Origin of the sequence: Roseibium aggregatum (assembly GCF_017309185.1) — a bacterium.
In the GTDB taxonomy this organism is placed as follows: Bacteria; Pseudomonadota; Alphaproteobacteria; order Rhizobiales; family Stappiaceae; genus Roseibium; species Roseibium aggregatum_B.
The window spans coordinates 25,793-47,444 of sequence record NZ_JAEKJZ010000003.1 but is presented as its reverse complement, the minus strand read 5'-3'; the positions used below and the strand labels follow the sequence as shown (position 1 = coordinate 47,444).

At 59.9% G+C, this 21,652-nt stretch carries 20 protein-coding genes; 10 read left to right on the top strand and 10 right to left on the bottom strand.

Annotated features, from left to right (window positions below):
* The first annotated feature begins 33 nt into the window (after positions 1-33).
* The 5 genes from JF539_RS15440 to fumC all read left to right on the top strand — a co-directional run bounded on the left by JF539_RS15440 (position 34) and on the right by fumC (position 5,335).
* A complete protein-coding gene (locus JF539_RS15440) occupies positions 34-1,806 on the top strand; it encodes a sulfite reductase subunit alpha (protein ID WP_207141602.1) in 1,773 nt (590 codons plus the stop codon).
* Positions 1,807-1,878: 72 nt separating this feature from the next.
* Positions 1,879-2,886 (top strand): ChuX/HutX family heme-like substrate-binding protein, encoded by a 1,008-nt coding sequence (locus JF539_RS15435; RefSeq protein ID WP_207141601.1) that lies wholly within the window; start codon positions 1,879-1,881, stop codon positions 2,884-2,886.
* Positions 2,879-3,469 (top strand): hypothetical protein, encoded by a 591-nt coding sequence (locus JF539_RS15430; RefSeq protein ID WP_207141600.1) that lies wholly within the window; start codon positions 2,879-2,881, stop codon positions 3,467-3,469. The genes JF539_RS15435 and JF539_RS15430 overlap by 8 nt, the downstream gene beginning before the upstream one ends.
* A gap of 78 nt (positions 3,470-3,547) precedes the next feature.
* Positions 3,548-3,907 (top strand): VOC family protein, encoded by a 360-nt coding sequence (locus JF539_RS15425; protein WP_207141599.1) that lies wholly within the window; start codon positions 3,548-3,550, stop codon positions 3,905-3,907.
* A 30-nt stretch (positions 3,908-3,937) separates the two neighbouring features.
* On the top strand, positions 3,938-5,335 hold the full coding sequence (gene fumC / locus JF539_RS15420; RefSeq protein ID WP_207141598.1) for a class II fumarate hydratase: 1,398 nt from the start codon (positions 3,938-3,940) through the stop codon (positions 5,333-5,335).
* A gap of 245 nt (positions 5,336-5,580) precedes the next feature.
* Here the strand turns inward: fumC and fliJ are convergent, their stop codons facing one another.
* Together fliJ and fliI are read right to left on the bottom strand one after the other, a co-directional pair.
* Positions 5,581-5,988 carry a flagellar export protein FliJ gene (gene fliJ, locus JF539_RS15415; protein ID WP_207141597.1) on the bottom strand — a complete coding sequence of 136 codons (408 nt, stop codon included), beginning with the start codon at positions 5,986-5,988 and terminating at the stop codon, positions 5,581-5,583.
* 28 nt (positions 5,989-6,016) lie between these two features.
* Positions 6,017-7,342, bottom strand: a complete 1,326-nt coding sequence (gene fliI / locus JF539_RS15410; protein WP_207141596.1) for a flagellar protein export ATPase FliI — start codon at positions 7,340-7,342, stop codon at positions 6,017-6,019.
* A 372-nt stretch (positions 7,343-7,714) separates the two neighbouring features.
* Here fliI and ctrA point away from each other — a divergent pair, with 372 nt between their 5' ends.
* Positions 7,715-8,407 carry a response regulator transcription factor CtrA gene (gene ctrA, locus JF539_RS15405; protein ID WP_207141595.1) on the top strand — a complete coding sequence of 231 codons (693 nt, stop codon included), beginning with the start codon at positions 7,715-7,717 and terminating at the stop codon, positions 8,405-8,407.
* Positions 8,408-8,486: 79 nt separating this feature from the next.
* Here the strand turns inward: ctrA and JF539_RS15400 are convergent, their stop codons facing one another.
* The 8 genes from JF539_RS15400 to JF539_RS15365 all read right to left on the bottom strand — a co-directional run bounded on the left by JF539_RS15400 (position 8,487) and on the right by JF539_RS15365 (position 16,927).
* Positions 8,487-9,458, bottom strand: coding sequence for an MBL fold metallo-hydrolase (locus tag JF539_RS15400; RefSeq protein WP_207141594.1), 972 nt, complete (start codon positions 9,456-9,458; stop codon positions 8,487-8,489).
* A 268-nt stretch (positions 9,459-9,726) separates the two neighbouring features.
* Entirely contained in the window at positions 9,727-10,587 is an 861-nt protein-coding gene (locus JF539_RS15395; RefSeq protein WP_207141593.1) for a CheR family methyltransferase, read from the bottom strand.
* Complete coding sequence (locus JF539_RS15390) at positions 10,584-11,807, bottom strand: protein-glutamate methylesterase/protein-glutamine glutaminase (protein WP_207141592.1); 1,224 nt, start codon at positions 11,805-11,807, stop codon at positions 10,584-10,586. Before JF539_RS15390 ends, JF539_RS15395 begins: the two co-directional genes overlap by 4 nt.
* 20 nt (positions 11,808-11,827) lie before the next feature.
* The gene (locus JF539_RS15385) at positions 11,828-12,193 is read right to left on the bottom strand and encodes a response regulator (RefSeq protein ID WP_207141591.1); all 366 of its coding nucleotides are present in this window, start codon (positions 12,191-12,193) and stop codon (positions 11,828-11,830) included.
* A gap of 36 nt (positions 12,194-12,229) precedes the next feature.
* A complete protein-coding gene (locus tag JF539_RS15380) occupies positions 12,230-12,721 on the bottom strand; it encodes a chemotaxis protein CheW (RefSeq protein ID WP_207141590.1) in 492 nt (163 codons plus the stop codon).
* Complete coding sequence (locus tag JF539_RS15375) at positions 12,718-15,531, bottom strand: hybrid sensor histidine kinase/response regulator (RefSeq protein WP_207141589.1); 2,814 nt, start codon at positions 15,529-15,531, stop codon at positions 12,718-12,720. The genes JF539_RS15380 and JF539_RS15375 overlap by 4 nt, the downstream gene beginning before the upstream one ends.
* 134 nt (positions 15,532-15,665) lie before the next feature.
* Positions 15,666-16,310 carry a histidine phosphotransferase ChpT gene (gene chpT, locus JF539_RS15370; protein ID WP_207141588.1) on the bottom strand — a complete coding sequence of 215 codons (645 nt, stop codon included), beginning with the start codon at positions 16,308-16,310 and terminating at the stop codon, positions 15,666-15,668.
* A gap of 215 nt (positions 16,311-16,525) precedes the next feature.
* The gene (locus JF539_RS15365) at positions 16,526-16,927 is read right to left on the bottom strand and encodes a YHS domain-containing (seleno)protein (protein ID WP_207141587.1); all 402 of its coding nucleotides are present in this window, start codon (positions 16,925-16,927) and stop codon (positions 16,526-16,528) included.
* A 211-nt stretch (positions 16,928-17,138) separates the two neighbouring features.
* Between JF539_RS15365 and JF539_RS15360 the strand changes: the two genes are divergently transcribed.
* The 4 genes from JF539_RS15360 to JF539_RS15345 all read left to right on the top strand — a co-directional run bounded on the left by JF539_RS15360 (position 17,139) and on the right by JF539_RS15345 (position 21,596).
* Positions 17,139-17,744 (top strand): DUF1134 domain-containing protein, encoded by a 606-nt coding sequence (locus tag JF539_RS15360; RefSeq protein WP_207141586.1) that lies wholly within the window; start codon positions 17,139-17,141, stop codon positions 17,742-17,744.
* A gap of 146 nt (positions 17,745-17,890) precedes the next feature.
* Positions 17,891-19,207 carry a hypothetical protein gene (locus JF539_RS15355; RefSeq protein ID WP_209017340.1) on the top strand — a complete coding sequence of 439 codons (1,317 nt, stop codon included), beginning with the start codon at positions 17,891-17,893 and terminating at the stop codon, positions 19,205-19,207.
* 59 nt (positions 19,208-19,266) lie between these two features.
* Complete coding sequence (locus JF539_RS15350; RefSeq protein ID WP_207141585.1) at positions 19,267-20,049, top strand: DeoR/GlpR family DNA-binding transcription regulator; 783 nt, start codon at positions 19,267-19,269, stop codon at positions 20,047-20,049.
* A 509-nt stretch (positions 20,050-20,558) separates the two neighbouring features.
* A complete protein-coding gene (locus JF539_RS15345; RefSeq protein WP_207141584.1) occupies positions 20,559-21,596 on the top strand; it encodes a TRAP transporter substrate-binding protein in 1,038 nt (345 codons plus the stop codon).
* Positions 21,597-21,652: the final 56 nt, after the last annotated feature.

Below are 21,652 nucleotides of genomic sequence, written 5' to 3'. Positions count from 1 at the left end.
GGACCGGCCGGATACATTTCTGAAAGAGCGAACATGCAAATTCCGTTTATCCCAGAAGATGCCCCGTTCAACGAGGACCAGCGGTCATGGCTCTCCGGTTTCCTGGCGGGGCTCCACTCGCGCCTGTCCTTGCAGGGCCAGCCCGCGGCTTCCGCCGCACCGGGCGCCGCCGGTCAGAAGGAAGCGCCGGTGGTGAACATTCTCTTCGGGACGCAGACGGGCAACGCGGAAACCGTCGCGATGGATGCCGCCGGCGTCGCAAAATCCAAGGGACTGGCACCGGTCGTACAGGCGCTCGACGATGTCGCGCTCGACGCGCTCAAGGGCATGTCTCATGTCCTCGTCGTGATCTCGACCTACGGCGAAGGCGAGATGCCGGACAATGCGCAGCTCTTCTGGGATGCCTTGTCCGCGCAGACAGCCCCGAGACTGGAAAGCCTGGCCTTCGGCGTGCTCGCGCTCGGCAACACCGGCTATGACGACTTCTGTCAGGCCGGCAAGTTGATCGACATGCGTCTCGAGCAGCTTGGCGCCCGCCGCCTGTTGCCACGCGCGGACTGCGATGTCGATTTCGAAGACGACGCCAGCGGCTGGATGGAAGACGCCCTGCCCAGGATTGCCAGCGAGCGCAAGGCCGACCCGGCCTCCGTTCCCGCCGAAACCGCTGGAACGTTGCAACCGGCAAAGCAGAAATGGTCCCGCAAGGCCCCCTATTCGTCCAGCCTGGCTCTCAACCGGCTTCTGTCCGGAGAAGGCTCCAGCAAGGAAATCCGTCACTTCGAATTTTCGCTTGGTGACAGCGGAATTTCCTACAGCGCCGGGGATGCGCTTGGCGTTATGCCTGTCAACGACCCTAAACTCGTCGAAGCGATCCTGGAGGTTCTGGGTTCCGGATACGGCGATTCCGTTGACGGCGTTGAGGGCGCCTTCGGAGACGCTCTGAAACACCGGCTCGAGATCGCCACGCCGTCGAAGGACCTGATTGCCGAGATCGAGAGGCGGGCCGGCGACGAGGAACTCAGCCACATAGTCAAAAACGGCGACAAGGAAGCGCTGGAAAGCTGGCTCTGGGGCCGGGACATCCTGGACCTGCTCAGCATGCTGCCGGCCCAGAGCCTCTCGGCGGCGGAGTTCGCCGCGCTCCTCAAACCGCTGCAGCATCGCGCCTATTCCATCTCTTCCAGCCCGCTGGAAGCGCCGGAGCGGATCCATCTGACCGTCGCAAGCGTCAGATATCGCGCCTTCGGACGCGAACACGGCGGTGTCTGTTCGACCTTTCTCGCCGACAGGATCGAGCATGGCGGCAACGCCGGAATTTTCCTGTCGCCCAACAACTCGTTCCGGCTGCCGGAAGATACGGACCGGCCGGTCATCATGGTCGGACCGGGAACCGGTATCGCCCCCTTCCGCGCGTTCCTGCAGGAACGCCGGGCGTCCGGCGCCAAGGGCTTGAACTGGCTGTTCTTCGGCGACCAGCACAAGGCCCACGATTTCATTTACGAGGAAGAACTGACCGAATTCACCGAACAGGGCGTCCTCAACCGGCTCGATCTCGCGTTCTCGCGGGATCAGGACCAGAAGATCTATGTGCAACACCGCATGAAGGAAAACGGCAAGGACCTGTTTGCCTGGCTTGAGGACGGGGCCTGTTTCTACGTTTGCGGCGACGCGACGCGCATGGCCAGGGACGTCGACCAGGCCCTGCACGATGTCGTCGCAACCTTCGGCTCGCTCTCGCCGGAGGCGGCGGAGGCCTATGTCGCCAATCTGAAACGCGAGAAACGCTATCTCCGCGATGTTTATTGAGCATCCATTGCCAGAAGCAAGAACCGGGAGCCGGAATTCGTGGACGAAATCGTGAGAAGACGTGAGGCCGGAGTGAAACTGGTAGTTGACAACGCCCCCGGAGCGCGAGGATGCGTGACGGACCCGAGGCACAGCGATCTGACCCGGCTGCTCATGTCCGCGGACAGGGGCACGCGAGGACTGGACAACGGCGTCGAACTGCTCAGGGACTGGTTGCCGAGTTTCTCCCGAACGGTTGCCACCACGTCGAACGACTGTGCCATCATGAGCGAAATCGGCGCTTATCAGAAGCCGATGGTCATCGGCGAGGAGCTGACCTTCGACAATTCCGGGATAGCAATAAGATTATGTCCCGAAGGCATTGAAACCGTCGCGGCGGTTGAGGCGGACAGGAACAGCAGGGAGGCGCCATCGCTCCAGCTGTTCGAAGCGGGTGGACGTGCCGTCCACAAGTGCCATATCGCAAGCCTGTCGGACCAGCTTGCCTTTGATGTTCTCATGTACGGCGCCAGCGAGAAGGAAATCACGGCGGGTCTGGCGGGAGCCATGTCCGGCTTTCTTTCCCGAACCCGCACGCCTTCCGGAAAACTTCCCGAACAGAGGTTCTGTCAGCTCGGCGTATCGGAAAATCTTGATACCTGCCTGCTTGACGAGGGAACAGACCGCCGCGACCGGCTTGGCCGGCTCGACAGCGCCGAAGCCTGGACCATCGACCGGCAGGTTGTTCCGCACGCCTTGCGCTATTTCTGCGAAATGCGAATGCCCCTGACCGTTGGCGTTCCTGCCCGGGCCTGCATGCAGCTGAAACCCGGTCGGTTGGACAGCGTACTGCGCCATGGAGACCTTGTCGAACTGACCGGCGAAGCCAACCGGACCTTTTTCGATCCAGCGGCCATAGACGACTACTGGGTGGTTCGCTCCGGGAAGAGCCTGTCGCTGGAGTTTTATTCGAAATCGGGATCCTGCGTTCTGGTCTTCGTTCAGGATCGGGTTGAGGAAAGCCGGTTCAACACCGCCTGGATGGAAATTCTGGCGTCATTGCCGCGAACCGACGACGGACTGCGAAACCGCCATGCCTGAACACCGGAAGACCTGTCCCGAAAGGCAAAAGCAGCAAATCGAAGAGGCTGACAACACGATGATTGCGGAAGCGCTCGACGAAAACAGCGACCGGAAACCCAAACCGGATTACAGCCCGGAACGGTTGTTTGTGTTCGGACTGCGTTGCGTGCAAAACGGGTTCGACACCCGCTACCTACAGCAATGGCGCGATGCCTGGGAAACCTACACCAGGCACTTCGGCGCCGACCGCTGCCGCCCGCTTCTGGATGCATTGTGGGAATTCGTGCGGATTTACAGGTGCCACGCCTGCAGCCCAACAGGCTATCATCGACTTGATTGTCCCTGCATGGCCCGCGACGAATATCTCTCGATGGCCCTGATTTCAGCCCTGCAGCATCAGGATGGAAACTGCGCCGCAAGGTGTCTTGCGGAAATCACGCGCGGTTCCGGTTGGCGGGAGCTGGAAAGCCGCGCCTGGGCGCTTGCCGCGGAATTTCTCTGGCTGCGGCAGCGCTTTCGCCCCGTCTCCATTGCCGACATCGAAGCGACGCTCCAGACGACGGACGCGCTGCGCGATGCCAGAAACTCGACCCTGCACTGAGGCAAGACACGGGACGATCCGGCGCATCAGGGAATTCTGCCGGCTCAGGATATGGTCCAACACAGGCGGAAGCCAATCATGAATACAAGTGTCATCGACCACGGTTATGCCGCAATACCGGTGCTGTTTTCCTCCGACTTGCGGCTTACCACCATGTTCTACAGCGACGGTTTGGGCTTTGCGGTCCACCGGGAAAGCGACGGGTTGAGGATCCGCCGCGATGAACTGGACCTCAAGGTCGCTCCAATGACGGACGCCGGCCTTCTGTCCAACCTGAGCGTCGTCTTTCGCGTCAATGAAATCGAAAAACTCCACAAGGAATTTTCCGGCCGCTCCCTGCCCAACCTGAGTAAGATCAGGCAGGGCATTTGCGGAAAACGTCAATTCTCGATGACCGACCCGGATAAAAACAGTCTCTACTTCGTTGAAGCCGCCTGATCAGGCACACCCAAACCCATGAGAGGAAACATGTCCAAGCCCGACCGTACGGAAACCGACTCTTTCGGCGCCCTCGAAATTCCAGGCGATAAATATTTCGGCGCCCAGACCGCCCGCTCCCTTATGAACTTCCCGATTGGCGGCGAAACCATGCCGCTGCCGCTGGTGCATGCGCTCGGAGTAATCAAACAGGCGGCAGCCCGGGTGAACCGGTCTCAGGGAAAACTCGCCGCGGACATCGCGGAGGCCATTGAGCAAGCCGCCGGCGAGGTTGCCGGCGGCAAGTTCGACGATCATTTTCCTCTCGTCGTCTGGCAGACGGGGTCTGGAACCCAGTCCAACATGAATGCCAACGAGGTGATCGCCAACCGGGCCATCGAGATCCTGGGCGGCGAGATCGGCTCAAAAACGCCCGTGCATCCGAACGACCACTGCAACATGAGCCAATCGTCGAACGACACGTTTCCGACAGCCATGCATATTGCGGCCGCGCGCGAGATCCAGGAGACCCTGCTGCCCGCGCTCGCCCATCTGAAGGCGGCGCTGGCCGCCAAGTCCGCCGAGTGGTCCGGGATCGTCAAGATCGGACGTACGCACACCCAGGACGCGACGCCGCTGACGCTCGGCCAGGAGTTCGGGGGCTATGCGGCGCAGCTCGAAATGGGCATCCGGCGGGTGTCCGAAGCCATCGACGGTCTCTATGAACTGGCACAGGGCGGCACGGCCGTTGGCACCGGCCTGAACACGAAGAAGGGCTTTGCCGAAGCATTCGCCGCTCAGGTGGCCGAAATCACGGGACTGCCTTTCCGCACCGCTCCGAACAAATTTGAGGCGCTGGCCGCTCACGACGCCTACGTCTATGCCCACGGCGCGCTGAATACCGTTGCGGTCTCGCTCTTCAAGATCGCCAACGACATCCGTTTTCTGGGATCCGGACCCCGCTCCGGCCTCGGCGAACTTTCCCTGCCGGAAAACGAACCCGGATCCTCGATCATGCCGGGAAAGGTCAACCCGACCCAATGCGAAGCGCTGACCATGGTCTGCGCCCAGGTGCACGGGAACCAGGCCACGATTTCCTTCGCCGGCAGCCAGGGGCACTTCGAACTCAATGTTTTCAAGCCCGTGATGGCCTATTCCATGCTGCAGTCGATCAAACTGCTTGCGGAAGCTTCTGTGAGTTTTGCCGATCGGTGCGTCACCGGCATCAAGGCCAACGAGGACAACATCACCGCCTTGATGGAACGCTCCCTCATGCTGGTGACGGCCCTCGCTCCCGCCATCGGTTACGACAAGGCAACCGAAATCGCCAAGACCGCGCACAAGAACGGCACCTCCCTCAGGGAAGAGACTTTGAACCTCGGTTATGCAACGGCGGAAGAATTCGATGCGCTGGTGCGTCCGGACCAGATGATCGGACCGAGCGACTGATCAACGAATGAGCGATTTGACGCTGTCGGCGGGCAGAGCGGACCGGCCCTTGCGGTGACGGAACGCAGCCCGCCGGGAGCGCTCCGGCATGGCCGCGCTCCCTGGTCGAGGGATGACTGCACACGACAGGGTTTGTCAGGCCCAAGGACCGTGACGCAAAAGAACAGCTGACAAAGGGCTAACGCCCGACCGCAGGAATTTACGATCAGGCACCGGAAAAACAGTTTCAGTATATATGGCCGCGCTCAGCGCGCCCTTGCCCGGGCCGCGATTTCGTCGAGCTGGTCCTGCTCGGCGATCTCCTGAGCGGTCCGCTCGCGTTGCTGGTCGCGTTCTTCGAGCTGCTCGAACTTCTTCAGCTCTTCGATGGCTTCGCTGAGCTCGTCCTGAGCCCTCTGCAACTGATCGTCCAGCTCGTGCGCGGAATTGCGCAGATTGTCGCGCCGGTCGGCGGCGGCCTTGGCAAAGGTCGGATAAGCGAAGTGTGTCACATCCGTGATCCCGACCCGTTCCTGCTCCGACCGGATCTGATCGTCGAGTTCGTCGGCCATGCGATTGAACTCGGAGATCATGCTCTCGATCTGAGCAAGCTGCCGCCTTTTTTCGTCAACCTGAAACCGCTTCAAGCGGATCAAACTGTCTCGGGTTTTCATTACTCAATACTCCCCTAACTCGGGCAGTCTACCCCGGAGTCATTTCCAAAAGGTTGGCAAGTTGCACATAACCATCGGAAAGCGATGTTGATTCGTCTTTTCCCTGATTGAGGAAATCGTCGATCGGTCCGAACCTGTGGATTGCCTCGTCCACGACCGGGTCGGAACCTTTCCGGTAAGCTCCCAGCCGGATTAGTTCCTCCATGTCCGAATAGGTGGAAAGCAATTGCCTGGCCTTGCGAAGGACAGGAAGCTGTTCGGGGGGAACGCAGCGCGGCATGGTCCTGGAAACGGATTTCAGCACATTGATCGCCGGATAGCGTCCGCGTTCGGCAATCGCTCGCTCCATTACCACGTGACCGTCGAGGATACCGCGCACCGCGTCCGCGACAGGTTCATTGTGATTGTCGCCTTCGACAAGCACCGTGAACAGGCCGGTGATCGATCCGGCGCCGCTTTTGCCGGGCCCCGCCCGTTCCAGAAGGCGCGGCAATTCGGTAAAGACCGTGGGCGTGTAGCCTTTCGATGTCGGCGGCTCTCCGATCGACAGGCCGATTTCCCGCTGCGCCATGGCGAACCGGGTGACCGAGTCCATCATGCACAGCACATTGTTGCCTTCGTCCCGGAAGTGCTCGGCCACGGTCATCGTCAGATACGCCGCCTGACGGCGCATCAGGACGCTTTCGTCCGATGTCGCCACGACGACGACGGAGCGCGCCAGCCCCTCCTCGCCCAGATCGTCTTCGATGAATTCCTGAACTTCCCGGCCCCGTTCGCCGATAAGACCGATCACCGCGACATCGCAGTCGGTGTTTCTGGCGAGCATCGACATCAGCACGGACTTGCCAACGCCGGAGCCGGCAAAGATCCCCATGCGCTGGCCTTCACAGCAGGTCACGAACGTGTTGAGCGCCCTGACCCCCAGATCGAGCGCCGGACCGACCCGTTTACGTTCCGAGGCCGGCGGCGGCGTACTTCGCAATTTGCGAGGCACTCCGCCATTGGGAAGGTCTCCTTTACCATCTATCGGCTCGCCGAGAGCGTTCACCACGCGTCCGAGCCACGCATTGGCCGGATGCACCACGCTGTCGCGCGCCTGGATCACCGCCTTGCAGCCCATCCGCACGCCTTCGAGCCCCGAAAACGGCATGCACAAGGCGTGTCCTTCGCGGAATCCTACGACTTCCGCGGGAACCTTCGGGTTATCCTCACCCGAATCAATCAGAAGCCTCGAACCGACGCTCATCTCGTGAATCGGTCCCGCGATCTCCACAAGAAGCCCCTGAACCGCGGTAACCCGGCCATAAATCTCGGTCGGCAAAAGCGAATCAATCTCGGCGAAAAGCGCCTTCAATGAAGATTCCTTTCCTAGTTAATGGATTTGGTAACCGATCGTTTACGACTCTGGTTAATCTTAACGTTTGGAAGGCTGACAAGCGAGAGCCATTTCGAAGTTAAAACGGCTTTGTCGAAAGGAATCTAGAAGGAATCGGTTACGCCGGTTTTTTAATGTTCAACATTAAGATTTATGAATCTGACTTTTTTCTGGGGATTCAATAAGTTGACTGTTGTTCACAGATTACTCTCGTCGGAGCTTGCCGCTACGAATCATAATTTGTTAACCATTGACCACTAGCTTTGAGTCGGGGTTAACACAGTCCTTCGTAGCAGGCACCGACAGAGCCGTTGCGACTTGCCCAGGAAAGGCAGAACAAGGGGATTGGCAATGCGTGTACTGTTGATTGAGGATGATAGCGCAACGGCGCAGAGCATCGAGCTGATGCTCAAGTCCGAGAACTTCAACGTCTACACGACAGATCTTGGCGAGGAAGGTATCGACCTCGGCAAACTGTACGATTATGACATCATAATGCTGGATCTGAACCTTCCGGACATGTCCGGATACGAGGTTCTCCGCACGCTGCGGGTTTCGAAGGTCAAGACACCGATCCTGATCCTGTCCGGCAACGCGGGTATCGAAGACAAGGTCCGCGGCCTCGGTTTCGGCGCCGACGACTACATGACCAAGCCGTTCCACAAGGATGAGCTGGTCGCGCGTATCCACGCAATCGTCCGCCGCTCCAAGGGCCATGCGCAATCGGTCATCGTCACCGGCGACCTGCGGGTCAACCTGGACACCAAGACCGTCGAAGTCGGCGGCCAGCGCGTTCATCTGACCGGCAAGGAATATCAGATGCTCGAGCTTCTCTCCCTGCGCAAGGGAACGACGCTCACCAAGGAAATGTTCCTGAACCACCTTTACGGCGGCATGGACGAGCCGGAGCTGAAGATCATCGACGTCTTCATCTGCAAGCTGCGCAAGAAACTGGCGGCAGCCACTTCCGGCAAGAACTACATCGAGACGGTCTGGGGCCGCGGCTACGTGCTGCGCGAGCCCGACGTCGAGGCAGCCGCCTAATCAACGGCGCCAACACCGAAAATCGAAAGCCCCGGTCGATACCGGGGCTTTTTTGTTGTCAAACGTCTTGTGCAGCCCTTCAGAGCTGCAGCTGATAGGACGCCGGAACATAGCGGAAACCGGTGCCATTGGTTTCCACATATCCCACCGCCGGAAACGGCATGTGGTAACCGACAAACGGGATCTTGTCGTTCGCCAGCATGCTGAACACGGATTTTCGGGTGGCCGCGGCGGCTTCCTTGTCCATGTCGAAACGGACCTCCCACTCCGGATGCGCCAGGGACCAGACATAGTGGTTCGCCGTATCCGCGGTCAGAGCAAGCTGTTTGCCGTCGTTTTCGATCATGTAAATCATGTGACCGGGCGTATGACCGTTGGCTGCCACCGCCGTGATCCCGCTCACCACGGACCCGCCATCTTCCAGAAAAGTCATCTTTTCAGCGAGCGGCTTCACATTCGATGCAAGCAGTTTGGTCACGCCATTGGCTTCCGGGTCCATGCCGGCCCAGAAATCGTATTCCTTGCGGCCGGTCACGTAGCGCGCGTTCGCGAACGTCGGCGCCCCGCCCTCCATCAGGCCACCGATGTGGTCCGGGTGCATGTGGGTCAGCACCACGACGTCCACCTGTTCCGGCAGGTAGCCGGCACTTTTCACGGCCGAAGTCAGGTTACCGCGCGCGGGCCGCGCGCCCTCGCCATTGCCCGTATCGAACAGGACCAGCTCGTTTCCGGTGTTGATCAGCGTCGGCGTAAAGCTGATCTGGAAATCGTCATTGGGCAGGAAATTTTCCGCGTTGGTAGACGCGAAGGTATCGACATCGACATTCATCGCGAACGTTTTTTGCGGCTCTTTAAGGGAAACCGCGCCGTCATGGAGGGTGTTCACCTCGAAACCGCCAACAGAGTAACGCGCGACGGGTGCCGGCAGGGCTCCCTGTTTTTCGGCTGCCGCGTGAACCGCCGTCGATCCGGCAAGACTTGCACCTGCAATCGCCCCGCCCGCTCCAAGAAGAGCAGCACGGCGCGTCAGTTCCACTTTTATCTCGGTCATTTTTTACTCCCGTCATTCGGTCCGAACGATCAGGCCCCCTTGAAAAAAAGATCGGTCTTCGGGAACCCGGACTGACTACGGTTGTAAAACTGGAATGGATACCTGTTTTGGCAAGAGGTTACCGCGACCAATCCCGTAAAATTTACGAGAGTCGGCGGAATGGGGTTTAGGTCGTGTCGGGCGTTGAAGCATCCTGCGACAAACGCGAAAAAGGCGGCTTTAGGCCGCCTTCGTCAGTTTGCATTTTCAGGATCCGCGGCGCTCGCGCTTAGACCGCAAGCCTCGGACGCATCGTCGTTCCGGTGGCCGCATGAACCGCCTGTTTCTTCTGGAACAGGCCACGCTTGCCTGAAACCGGCTTGAAGGCATCGGTCAGCCCCACCACGGTTTCGGCGGCACCGAGAACCAGGAAGCCATCATCTGGAAGCGTTTTCGCCAGGCGCTCGAGGATCTCCGACTTGGTCGACTGATCGAAGTAGATCAGCACGTTCCGGCAAAACACGATGTCGAATTCGCCAAGATGTGTGAAGCTTTCCAGGAGGTTGAGTTTCTTCCACTCGACCATGGCGCGCATGGCGGAATTGATCTGCCACATGTCGCCCTTCTGCTCGAAATATTTCAGGAGCATCTGGATCGGCAGGCCGCGCTGCACCTCGAACTGGCTGTAGAGACCGGTTTTCGCCTTCTCCAGGACTTCCTGCGAAAGATCCGTTCCAAGGATTCTCGTCCGCCAGCCGCCCATCTTGGCCGCCGCCTCCTTGAGGCAGATCGCCAGAGAATAAGGTTCCTGCCCCGTGGATGCGGCCGCGCACCAGATCTTGATCTGCCGGCGCGTTGCCCGGCTGTCCAGGAGAGCGGGAAGCATGGTGTCGTTGAAATGATCGAAAGGCGTCTTGTCGCGGAAGAAGAACGACTCGTTCGTCGTCATCGCCTCGATCACCTCGGTCTCCAGCGCGCGGTTGCCGCCGCGCTGAAGGGTCTGGATAACCGCGCTCAGCGTCTCCAGCTTTGAACTGCGCGCGATCGGCAGAAGCCGGCTTTCGACCAGATACTGCTTGTCGTTCGACAGGACGAGACCGGACTTGGTCTTCAGGAAGCTCTTGAGAAACTCGAATTCGCTCGGGGTCATCGTGTGTTCCCCTTCAGAATGCGTGAGATCTTCGGTCCGATGTCCTTCAAGGGCAGGATATCGCAACACACGCCCGTGGCCGCGGCGGCGCCGGGCATGCCCCAGACAACGCTCGAGGCTTCGTCCTGGGTGATGACACTGCCACCGCCTGCGGAGATGGTTTTCACGCCGTCCGCGCCGTCATGACCCATGCCGGTCAGGATCACCGCAAGACTGGCCGAACCGTATGCCTTGGCGACACTGTCGAACAGCGGGTCGACGGCGGGCTTGCAGAAATTCACGGGAGGTCCGTCGGTCAGGCGGATCTTCACCCCGCCCGCTTCCTTTTCCAGCACCATATGCTTGCCGCCCGGTGCGACATAGATGTTGCCGGGTTTCAGCATCTCGCCATCCTCGCCTTCCTTGGCCGGGCGCAGAGCCGCCTTGCCCATGTGCTCGGCAAGGATCGCGGTGAAGGTCGGCGGCATGTGCTGAGTAATGACGACCGGCACATCGTTCATCGCCGTGCCGACTTCCTTCATCACTTCCTGGAGCGCCTGCGGTCCGCCGGTAGACGAACCGATGGCCAGGATACGTGGCCGGGCCGAGGAATAGGGCCGCGTCTGAAACTTGCGGCCACCCGCGGCTGCCGCTGCCGGTTGGGCAGCTCCACGAAAGCTTGCGCGCGTATCTGTTGTCGGGCGGGACGGAACCGGTTGGACCGGCTGAGCGGTGCGTCCGGCACTGGTTTCGGCGCGCATGGTCCGCGCGGGACCGCGCATGCGGATGGCGCGGGTGCCAAGCGCCTTAACCTTGTCGACCAGTTCGCGGCGGAAATCGACGGAAGTGGTCACTTCAGACGTCGATTCCGGCTTCGGAACATAATCGGCTGCGCCCAGGGAAAGGGCCTTCAGGCTGATTTCAGCGTTCCGCCGTGTCAGCGTCGACGCCATAATGACCACAAGATCGCGCTTCTTGGCCAGCATCAGCGGCAAGGCGGTCATGCCGTCCATTTCAGGCATTTCGATGTCCAGAACGACGACGTCCGGATTGCTTTTTTCGATATCCTCAACGGCCATCTTGCCGTTTCTGTGGGAACCGACGACCTTTATGCCCTTGTCTTCGCCGAGCCAGCGCGTCAACAGACCGCGGATAACCACCGCATCGTCGACGACCATGACTTTGATTGGATCGCTTATGGGGCTGGCGCCTGCGGAGACGCTTCTTTGTGCAAATGCCATTTAGACTGTCCAACTCGAGACTAGATAAGACCAACTTCCTGAAACTTGGCTTCGACAATCTCGCGGTCGAACGGTTTCATGATGTACTCGTTGGCACCTGCACGGATCGCCCGCGCGATATGGGCGACATCGTTTTCCGTGGTGCAGAAGACGACGACGGGTTTCTCGCCGCCTTCCTCGGCCCGTAGGCTGGTCAGGAACTCAAGTCCGTCCATGACCGGCATGTTCCAATCCAGGAGGATTGCGTCCGGCATCGTTTTTCTGCATTCATCGAGCGCCTGCTGACCGTCTTCGGCTTCGCTGATCTCAAAGTTCATGTCCTCAAGAATGCGGCGGGCCACCTTACGGATGACGCTGGAGTCATCGACTACGAGGCACTGTTTCATCAGGCGTTTCTCCACTTCACGGCCGTCTCTGGCCTCTTACGCTGCAGCCATCGGTTCGGTGAACATCGCGCCCAGCAGGCGGTCGACATCCAGGATCACCATCAATTGCCCGTCCAGGCGGTGCACGCCGCCGGAAATCTCGGCCCAGCGGCGGTCGAGGTTCGTCGGGTTGGGTTCCGCGGAGGCCGACGGCAGCGTCAGCACTTCACCGACGGTGTCGATCACCAGACCGTAGCTTTCATGCTTGTACTCAATTCCGACAGCCATCATCTGTCCTTCCTCGAGCGGCGGCAGGTGGAGCCGGCGGCGCATGTCGATTGCCGTGACGATTCGGCCGCGCAGATTGAGCACGCCGGCGACCTCGCGCGCCGACATCGGCACGCGGGTGACGCTCTCGGGCACGAAGACGTCATGGACCTGGGAAATCGGCAACCCGAAAAGCTGACCGCCGATGACCACGGTGACATACTGGATCATGTCGCTGGCAGCTTCACGACCCGTGGTAATTTTTTGATCGAGCACGCTCATGCTGCAGCTCCCATTTCACCGGAGAAGACGTCTTTCAGCGCGGCAATCAAGCCGGGACGGTCGAATTTCGCGACATAATCGTCGAAGCCCGCCTGACGGCCCCGCTCGATCGACGCCGGTGTCACAAGGGACGAAAGCGCCAGGATCGGAATGTTGCGGAACCGGGGATCGCGGCGCAGCGACTCGCAGAATTCGAAGCCGTTGATCTGCGGCATTTCGATATCCGACACGACCGCGTGGAACTTGGCCCCGTTTTCCAAAAGATCGAAGGCGTCCTGCGCGCTGTCGCAGGTGGTCACATCGTAACCCGCGGCCTTCAGAACCGGCGTCAGCATGTTCCTGAAGAAGGAGCTGTCGTCGACGAAGAGCACTTTCTTCGTCAGAGCCTCGATGTCCATTTCCTTGCGCATGAACCAGTCTTCGAAGGCCTGTGGCAGGTAGTAGCCGAGATCGATGATCTCCGTTGCCCGTTCCTTGACCACCGCGGACCCGAGGATGCCCGGGCGCTCGGACCCGACCTCGATGTCCAACCGGTCTTCGACGATGTCGACGATTTCGTCGACCACAAGGCCCATGGACCGGCCAGCGTCGGAGAACACCAGCATCGGCTGCGTGCCATCCGCCTTGTGGCAATCGCCGTCGTTGACATAGACCAGCGGCATCAGAGCACCGCGGTACTGGACCAGATCGCGTCCGTTGGAACGCTCGATCTTGGAGACCTCGAACTCCTCGAGGCGGGTGACCAGGGACAGCGGCACCGCTTTCGGCTCGGGTGCGCCGGCACGGAAGAGCAGAAGCGAAATGGCGTTCTGGCCATTGATCGACTTGCGCTGCAGGTCTTCCTGTTCCTCTTCCTGGGCTTCGGCAACCGAGCTGGAAGCATGGCTTGCCATGGCGCCTGCGATACCGTTCGGGTCGATGATCATGATGACCGAGCCGTCGCCGAGAATGGTGTTGCCTGAGAACATGTCCAGGTTGCGCAACATGGTCGACATCGGCTTGACCACGATTTCTTCCGTGTGGAAGACACCGTCGACCACCACACCGAAGGTCTGGCTGCCCACCTGCATCACCACGATGAAGCCGTTGTCCGCGTCAATGGCGTTGTCCGCGTCTTCGCCTTCATAGATGCCGAGCAACTGAGACAGGTGAACCAGCGGCAGCAGCTTGTTGCGCAAGCGCAGCACAGGCGTGTCCTTGATCCGCTCGATCCGGTGTTCGGAATTGGTCTGCACACGGACCAGTTCGACCACCGACAGTTGCGGGATCGCGAACCGGTCTCCACCGGCTTCGACGATCAGCGTCGACACGATGGCGAGCGTCAGCGGGATCTTGATGATGAAGCTGGAGCCCTTGCCCGTGACCGAACGCAGGTCCACCGTGCCGCCGATAAGCTCGATGTTGTTTCTGACAACATCCATGCCGACACCGCGTCCGGAAACGCTGGTGACCTGGGCGGCCGTGGAAAAGCCGGCAGCGAAGATGAACTTGTGGATCTGGGAATCCGACATCTTCTCGACTTCGGACTCCGTGGCCAGACCACGCTCCAGGATCTTCGCCTTGACCCGGTCGACATCAATGCCCTTACCATCGTCGCGGACTTCGATGATGATGTGACCGCCTTCATGATAGGCCGCCAGTGTAATGGTGCCTTTTTCATTCTTGCCGGCGGCGCGGCGTTCGTCCGGACGCTCGAGACCGTGGTCGGCGGAATTGCGGACCATGTGTGTGAGCGGATCCTTGATCATCTCAAGAACCTGACGGTCCAGTTCGGTGTCCGCCCCGATCATTTCCAGTTCGATCGGCTTCTCAAGTTCCTGGCTGAGGTCGCGCACAATACGCGGCAGCTTCTGCCAGGCGTTGCCGATCGGCTGCATCCGCGTCGCCATGACGCCTTCCTGCAGCTCCGCGGTCACATTGGACAGGCGCTGCAGCGGAACCTTGAATTCGCTGTCTTCATGACGGCGGACGATTTCCAGAAGCTGGTTGCGGGTCAGGACGAGCTCGGACACCATGGTCATGAGGTGCTCGAGCGTGTCGACGGCAACGCGGATGCTCTGATTGGAAACCCCGCCACCGGCGGCTTTTTTCTCGCCGCCCTCGCCTGCTTTTTTCTTTTCAGGCGCCTTGGACGCAGGTTTTTCTTCCGCCTTGGCGGCAACGGGTGCCGGAGCCGGTTCCTCGGCTTCCTCGACATGCTCCTCTACGTCGACGATCGGTTCGGCGACCTCAACCTCGATTTCCGTTTCCTGGAAAGCGCGCTCAAGTTCATCGAGAGAAACTTCGCCCGGGCGCAATGGACGCTCCAGGGCCTGTTCCGGCAGCTCGCCGCCTTCTGCGGCGTCCGCTTCGGCCGGAGCCTCGGCTTCCTCGGCGGGGGCGGCGGCCTCGGCCTCTTCTTCCGCGGCGCCTCCGCCTGCCATTGCCGCATCGGCCTTGGCGGACATGTTCTCAAGCTGACCGATCAGCTCGCTGTCGTCGCCTTGCGGCTCCTCGCCTTCGGCTGCTTCCAGTTCGCCCAGAATATCCTTGATCTGGTCGATGGAGGTCAGAATGAGAGAAACGGCTTCTTGCGTTACCGGAGCCCCGTCGCGGAATTTGCCCATAAGGGTTTCCGCGGCGTGCGCGATACCTTCAAGACGGGGCAGGCCCAGGAAGCCGCAGGTGCCTTTGATCGTGTGCACCAGGCGAAAGATATTGTCTAGTATCGTTGCGTTGTTCGGTTCTTGCTCGAATTTCACGAGCTCTACGTCGACAACGTCGAGACTCTCGTTCGTCTCAGTGATAAATTCCCTGAGGAGGTCGTCCATAGCCTGCACTCACCCGACTTGTTACTTGGTTCCGCATCCTGTTCAGGATGTCTGGACCGGAAGTCCATGAGAGCTAGGTTGACCGTAAAGAGTTAAGATACGCTGAAACAAACCATGACTTTTGTTTGTCAGGTTTAGACTTTAGGTAGCGCCGTAATTTTTACCAATTCGTCTTCTTTATCTAATGTTAAGACCATATTCGATTCACGGGCGAGCAACAGAGTGTAAATCGGCTGGACGGAATGCGCGTCCACCCGCTCGGGCTCCTCGCCGCCCAGGGTTTCCTTCATTCCCAGGGGGATGCGTGGATTGAGCCCGCTGGCATGCAGCGTGAAAGCCGGAGACTGCGGCTCGCCTTCCATCGTTACCTTGATTTCACCACCGCGCGGCACGCACTGGTTGGCGATCAGGATGAGGTTGAGCAGGAGCTTGACATAATTTTTTGCCATCAGGTGCCGGTCGACCTGCCAGTTAAGGTCGGACTTTTCGTTTTCCATGAACCCCGTGGCAACGACCTGTGCGTCTCCGAGGTCGATCTCGGCTCCCGCCGATCCGGCGGCCCCGAAAGCAAGCCGGGCGAATTGCAGTTTCGCGGATGCCTGGCGCGCGCTTTTCCGGATGAGATCCATCGCGAACTCGCGCATATCCTCCGAGCCCTCTTCGTCCAGGACTTCCAGACCGTTTGTGATCGCGCCAACCGGGCTGATGATATCGTGACAGACGCGGCTGGCCACGAGGGCGGCGAGGTCCAGAGAAGAAAGCTCTTTGAGTGCGGACATGGCGTTGCGAGGCTCTATGTTGAATGTCTGTGCGCGGGATGATTCGCGTTATTTGGCGCAAGAGTTACACATCCCGGCAGCCCCTGCCAAGGCGACGTCCGGCAGCAATTGGGATGATCCAGATGAATTTGGAGCTTCCCCGAAGCCGGTTTTGCACGCCTCCTGCCGTAACAGCACCGGGAATTAATCTCGGCTGGCCGCACGCACGCCCGGGATCATTCGTCGGGATAGCAACCCGTCTTTCTCGCGTTCGCGCTGGCATCCTTCAAAAGCTGCGTCACATTGGCCAGGAACAGGAACCGGTTCACCACCGAATGAAAAAACACCAGCCGGCCGCCCACAATCGCGAAAATAAAGGGGTTTCCGGCCGCTGCGAAGCCATCGGACAGCGCATGTCCGCCACAGCCGGCAAAAAGCGGCGCATAGGCATGGGGATCGCGCTTGAAGGCGGCAAGATTGCCTTCGTTGACGAAGATCCACTCCGCACCGCCCCATGTGTATTCATATCGCCGGCTTCCCTTGCGCGGGCGCCCGTCGACAAAATAGCTGACCGGATCGTGCCCTCCGATCGCATACCCAGAAATCGGGTCCGGGACAAAAAGCTGGGGACGCGCCACGCCATTTCCGGCAAAAACCGCCGGAGCCAGGATCAATACCAGGAAAAGACACAACCAGGTCTTTTTTTCGGGCCAGTTTTTCATCGATTCGGCTTATGAAAGGTGCATGGAGACACGCGAATCACCATTCTTCTGGCGAAGTCTAGCATTTTGCTCTGGCCGGACGGCAACACTGCTTGGGACGGGGCCCGACACGAGGAGTTCTTCTGAAATGGCGACAGGAACCTTGCGATTGGCATCGAGGCTTGCGGCTGCGTTTTTCTTCGTGTGTTTGTTTGCCGCGTTCACACCTTCAAGAGCCCAGTCGACCGGGAACGAACCTATTCCCCCGGGAGAAACCTACACGGAGGATGAAATCCTCAACGCGGGCCACAAGTTCTTCGGCGCCGTTTCCGGAGGACTGGCGTCCGTGATCGAAAAGGCCTTTTCGAGTTATGGCCAACCCAACGGCTATATTCTCGGCGAGGAAGGCTCCGGCGCGCTCGTTGCCGGAGCGCGGTATGGCGAAGGCCATCTCTATACCCGCAACGCCGGCACCCACAAGGTTTTCTGGCAAGGCCCCTCCGTTGGCTGGGACTTCGGGGCCGATGGCGCCCGTGTCATGACGCTGGTCTACGGGCTGCCGACGGTGAATACGATCTATCAGCGCTTTGGTGGCGTCAACGGCTCCGCCTATCTCGTCGGCGGCGTTGGCATGACCGTGCTCCTGAAAAACGAAGTCGTTCTCGTGCCGGTCCGCGCCGGTGTCGGCGCCCGCCTCGGCCTCAACATGGGCTATTTGAAGTTCACCCCGAAACCGACGTGGAACCCGTTTTAACACCCAGAAGTTGCAGTCATTTTCCGGGATGGAGCGGCTGGAGGTGGCAGGAACCTCATGGGTTTTTCTCCGAAGACTTGGCGATAGCCTTCTGGTCGTCTAATGATGGAAAGATTGGCACTTAGGAAGGTCACCGGGAGCCTGACGTGATAGAAGCAGCAATGTACATGGCACTGGGCTTTTGCACCGCCGGGCTGATCGGCCTGGCGATCCTGCCTGCCTTCTATCGACGGGCCGCCCGGCTCACGGAAGAAGCCCTGAGGGCCGTCAATCCTTCGAGCTATGCAGAAGTCCGCGCAGCACAGGATCAGGAGCGCGCCCGGCACGCCATGGATCTGCGCCGGGCGGAAAGGCGTCTCGAAGACGAGCGCGACAAATCCTCCAGATTTCACATCGACGCCACGCGCCTCAAGGGCGAGCTTCGGGAACAGAACCGGGTCCACAAGGCCAGGATCGCGGAACTGGAAGCCAAGATCGCGGCGATCGCGGGAGACGACCAGGCGATCGATCTTCTGACCGAAGAAGTCAAGACGCTGCGCCAGAAGCTTTCCGAGGCGGAAAAAGCGCTCGCGCAAAACTGGACCAAGGGACCGGGTGAGAAGGCGGCGCCTGCCGCTGCGGCGGAAAATCCCGAGGACGCCTCCGCGTGGCTGCCGACCGCGGATACCGTTGCCCTGACGACGATCACTAGCCTGGAGGCGGAAGTCGCCACCTTGAAAGCCAAGCTGGCCAGTTTCTCACCGACCGTTGCAGGTCAGATCGAGGAAAGCCGCAACGAAGCCGCCAAGGGCCGCCTTGCGGAACTCGAAGGACAGCTTGTGGACACGGAGTCCAGGTTCATTGCCGCCCAGGCGGAAGTCACCCGCCTGTCACTGCTTTTGGACTCCGCCAATGCCACGGAAACCGGCCTCCAGAAAAGCCTCGACGACCAGATGAAAATGCTGGCGGAGGAAAATGCCCGCCACCAGTCGGATCTGGAAGCCAAAAACCGTATGATGGCGCGTATGTCCGGGCAGATAGACCGCCTTCGCGAAGATCTCGCCCGCTCTCCCGCCCTGCTGGAACTGCGGCAGGAATTGAAGGCGCTTGCCTCCAGGGTTGCCAGGGCGGACACGGTCTCCATCGCCGCCGGCGGCCTGTCCGGCGACACATTGCCCGAGCAAACGGCCGCCCCGGCCGAGCAACTCCCCCCCCCGGAGGCTTCCACGGCTCCTCAGCAGCGCGAGGCTCAAGCTTCCGGTCCGGCGAATTCCGCCGCCGGCGCCACCGCCCCGCAGAATCCGGTCTCCGCCAAATCGTCCGAAATCGCCTCCGCGGCGGAAGCTCTGGTCAGCCGAATCGTGTCTTCCAACCGGGACAAACCGCAATCGGACACAAAGGATCCGTCTGCGAGTACGCCGCAAAGCGCGCCCACGGCCCGCAAGACCAAGGCAACCAAAGCAAAGAAGAAAAACGTCGCTTGATCCGGATGGCGCAACAGACCTCTCACACATTTAGCCTGAAAACGGCAGGTTAGCGGCCCATGCTGATCGAACGCCACAACGCCATACTCGAACTTGCCCGCCAAATGGGACGTGTCAGTGTCGACGACCTAGCGCGGCGCTTCGACGTCAGCCCGCAGACCATCCGCAAGGACCTGAACGAACTGTGCGAGCGCCGCCTGCTCGCCAGAACCCACGGCGGCGCCCTCTTGTCCTCCGGCATCGAAAATGTCGGCTACGAGGCCCGCCGGATCATTTCAAGCAAGGAAAAGGCCGATATCGGCGAGAGCGTCGCGGCGCTCATTCCCGACAACGCGTCGATTTTCATCAATATCGGCACGACCACCGAAGCCGTCGCCCAGGCCCTGTTGCAACACCGCGGCCTGATGGTGATCACCAACAACCTGAATGTCGCCAGCCTGATGCGCGGTTACTCCCAGATAGAGGTGGTTGTCGCCGGCGGTGTCCTGCGTCATTCCGACGGCGGGATCGTCGGCGAGGCCGCTGTCGATTTCGTACGCCAGTTCAAGGTCGATTTCGCCGTCATCGGCGCCTCCGCCGTGGATCCGGACGGATCCCTGCTGGACTACGACTACCGCGAGGTCAAGGTCACCAAGACGATCATGGAAAACGCCCGGCACGTCATTCTCGCCGCCGACAGCACCAAGTTCGAGCGCACGGCGCCGGTCCGCGTTGGCCACCTGGAACAGGTCGGCACCTTCGTGACCGATCACTGTCCCCACCCGAAATTCGTGAAAATCGCCGAAGAAGCCGGCGTCAAGCTGATTGAAACCGGACCGCAGGAAACCGAAGAACCAGCTTGAGCGCTCACCTGGATGCTCACGGGCCGATCCGAGCGGCGCCCCCCAAGCTTCACCCGGCGTGCTGATACGAGCCTCCGCTTCGGCAATACCAAAACAAATCCTGGGGTCGATGAAACCGGCCGGATAGCGGCAACTCGACGCGACCGGTCCGGTTACCAGGTTGCGCGTTTTCCTATTATCGCGGTCTTCCGCCTTGCCTCGGCCAGAGAAAAGCCGTCGCCCCAGCTTGATGAATTGCAGCTTGTTTCAAGTGGCGCCGCCTGAACGGAAGACCGTGGTTCAGCCTCTCGATCACCGCAACAGGACTTGAGGACAGGTTCGTTCCCAAGCCGCGAAAAGGTCGTCAGACGCATTTCAGCCGCTGTCATTCGGGCTGCAAAAGAAGCTCCTTTTCAAGAAAGCTGTCGACACAAAAAAATTTTTGAAATAGAGTTTCAAAAAATAAAAAAGGCACGACAAGAGGAGTCGTAAGCCTGATTTCGAAATGATGATTAGGGAGGTTTCATCAGATGCAGAAACTCAAGGCGGGTATTCTGGGCTTGGCCCTGGCCGCAATGTCCATGACGGGAGCCGCGGTTGCGGAACCGATCGTGATCAAGGTCGGTCATTCCTCGGAAGCCGACACGATGTTGCCGGGCGCGGGCCGCACTGCCGGTGTCAACGCATTCAAACACTATATTGAAAGCCAGTCCCATGGCGAGATGGTCGTGGAGGTCTATCCGAACGGCCAGCTCGGCAACGGCCGCGCCATTGTCGAACAGGCGCAGCTTGGCGTCATTCAGGTAGCCGGTGCCTACACGTCGATCATGGTGCCGTTCGCACCGGAGATCGCGATCACCCAGATTCCCTACGTTTTCGACAGCAACCTGACCGCATGGAAGGTGATGGAAGGCCCCGTCGGCCAGGAGCTGGCCGATCTGTTCCTGAAGAACACCGGCCTGCGCGTCCTCGGCTGGGCTGACGGAGCGGGCTTCCGCAATATTTACGCCGAAAAACCGGTTCACAGCCCGAAAGACCTGGAAGGCATGACCATGCGCGTTCCGGAAAATCCGGGGCTCCTCGCAATGTTCCGCGCCTGGGGCAGCAAAACGGTCACGATTACCTGGAGCGAACTCTACACCGCCCTGCAGTCGGGCATGGCAGAAGGGCACGACACCGAGCTTTATTCGATGTACTCGAAGAAACTCTACGAGGTGAACCCGCATGTGACGGTGACCCGCCACAGCTACAACCTCCACCCGTTGATGATGAACGAGGGGTTCTTCCAGTCCCTGTCGCTCGAACACCAGAACATCGTTCTGCAGGCGGCCGAACTGTACACCCGCGTCGGAAATGCGCATTCCTACCTGAGCTCACTCGTGGTTCAGGAAGCCATGGAGAAGGAAGGCGCCGTATTCTATTATCCGACCACGGAAGAAATCGAGCAGTTCCGCGCTCTGGGCCAGCAACCGTATATCGACACCATCGTTCGCAAGATCGGTGAAAACGGCCAGGCCTGGGTCGACAAGATCCTTGCAGCGGCCGAAGCTGCCCGCGAAGGGTCCTGATTCAAGCCGATTTCAGGGCGGCCGATCATGGCCGCCCGTTTTGTTTTCTGTCAGAT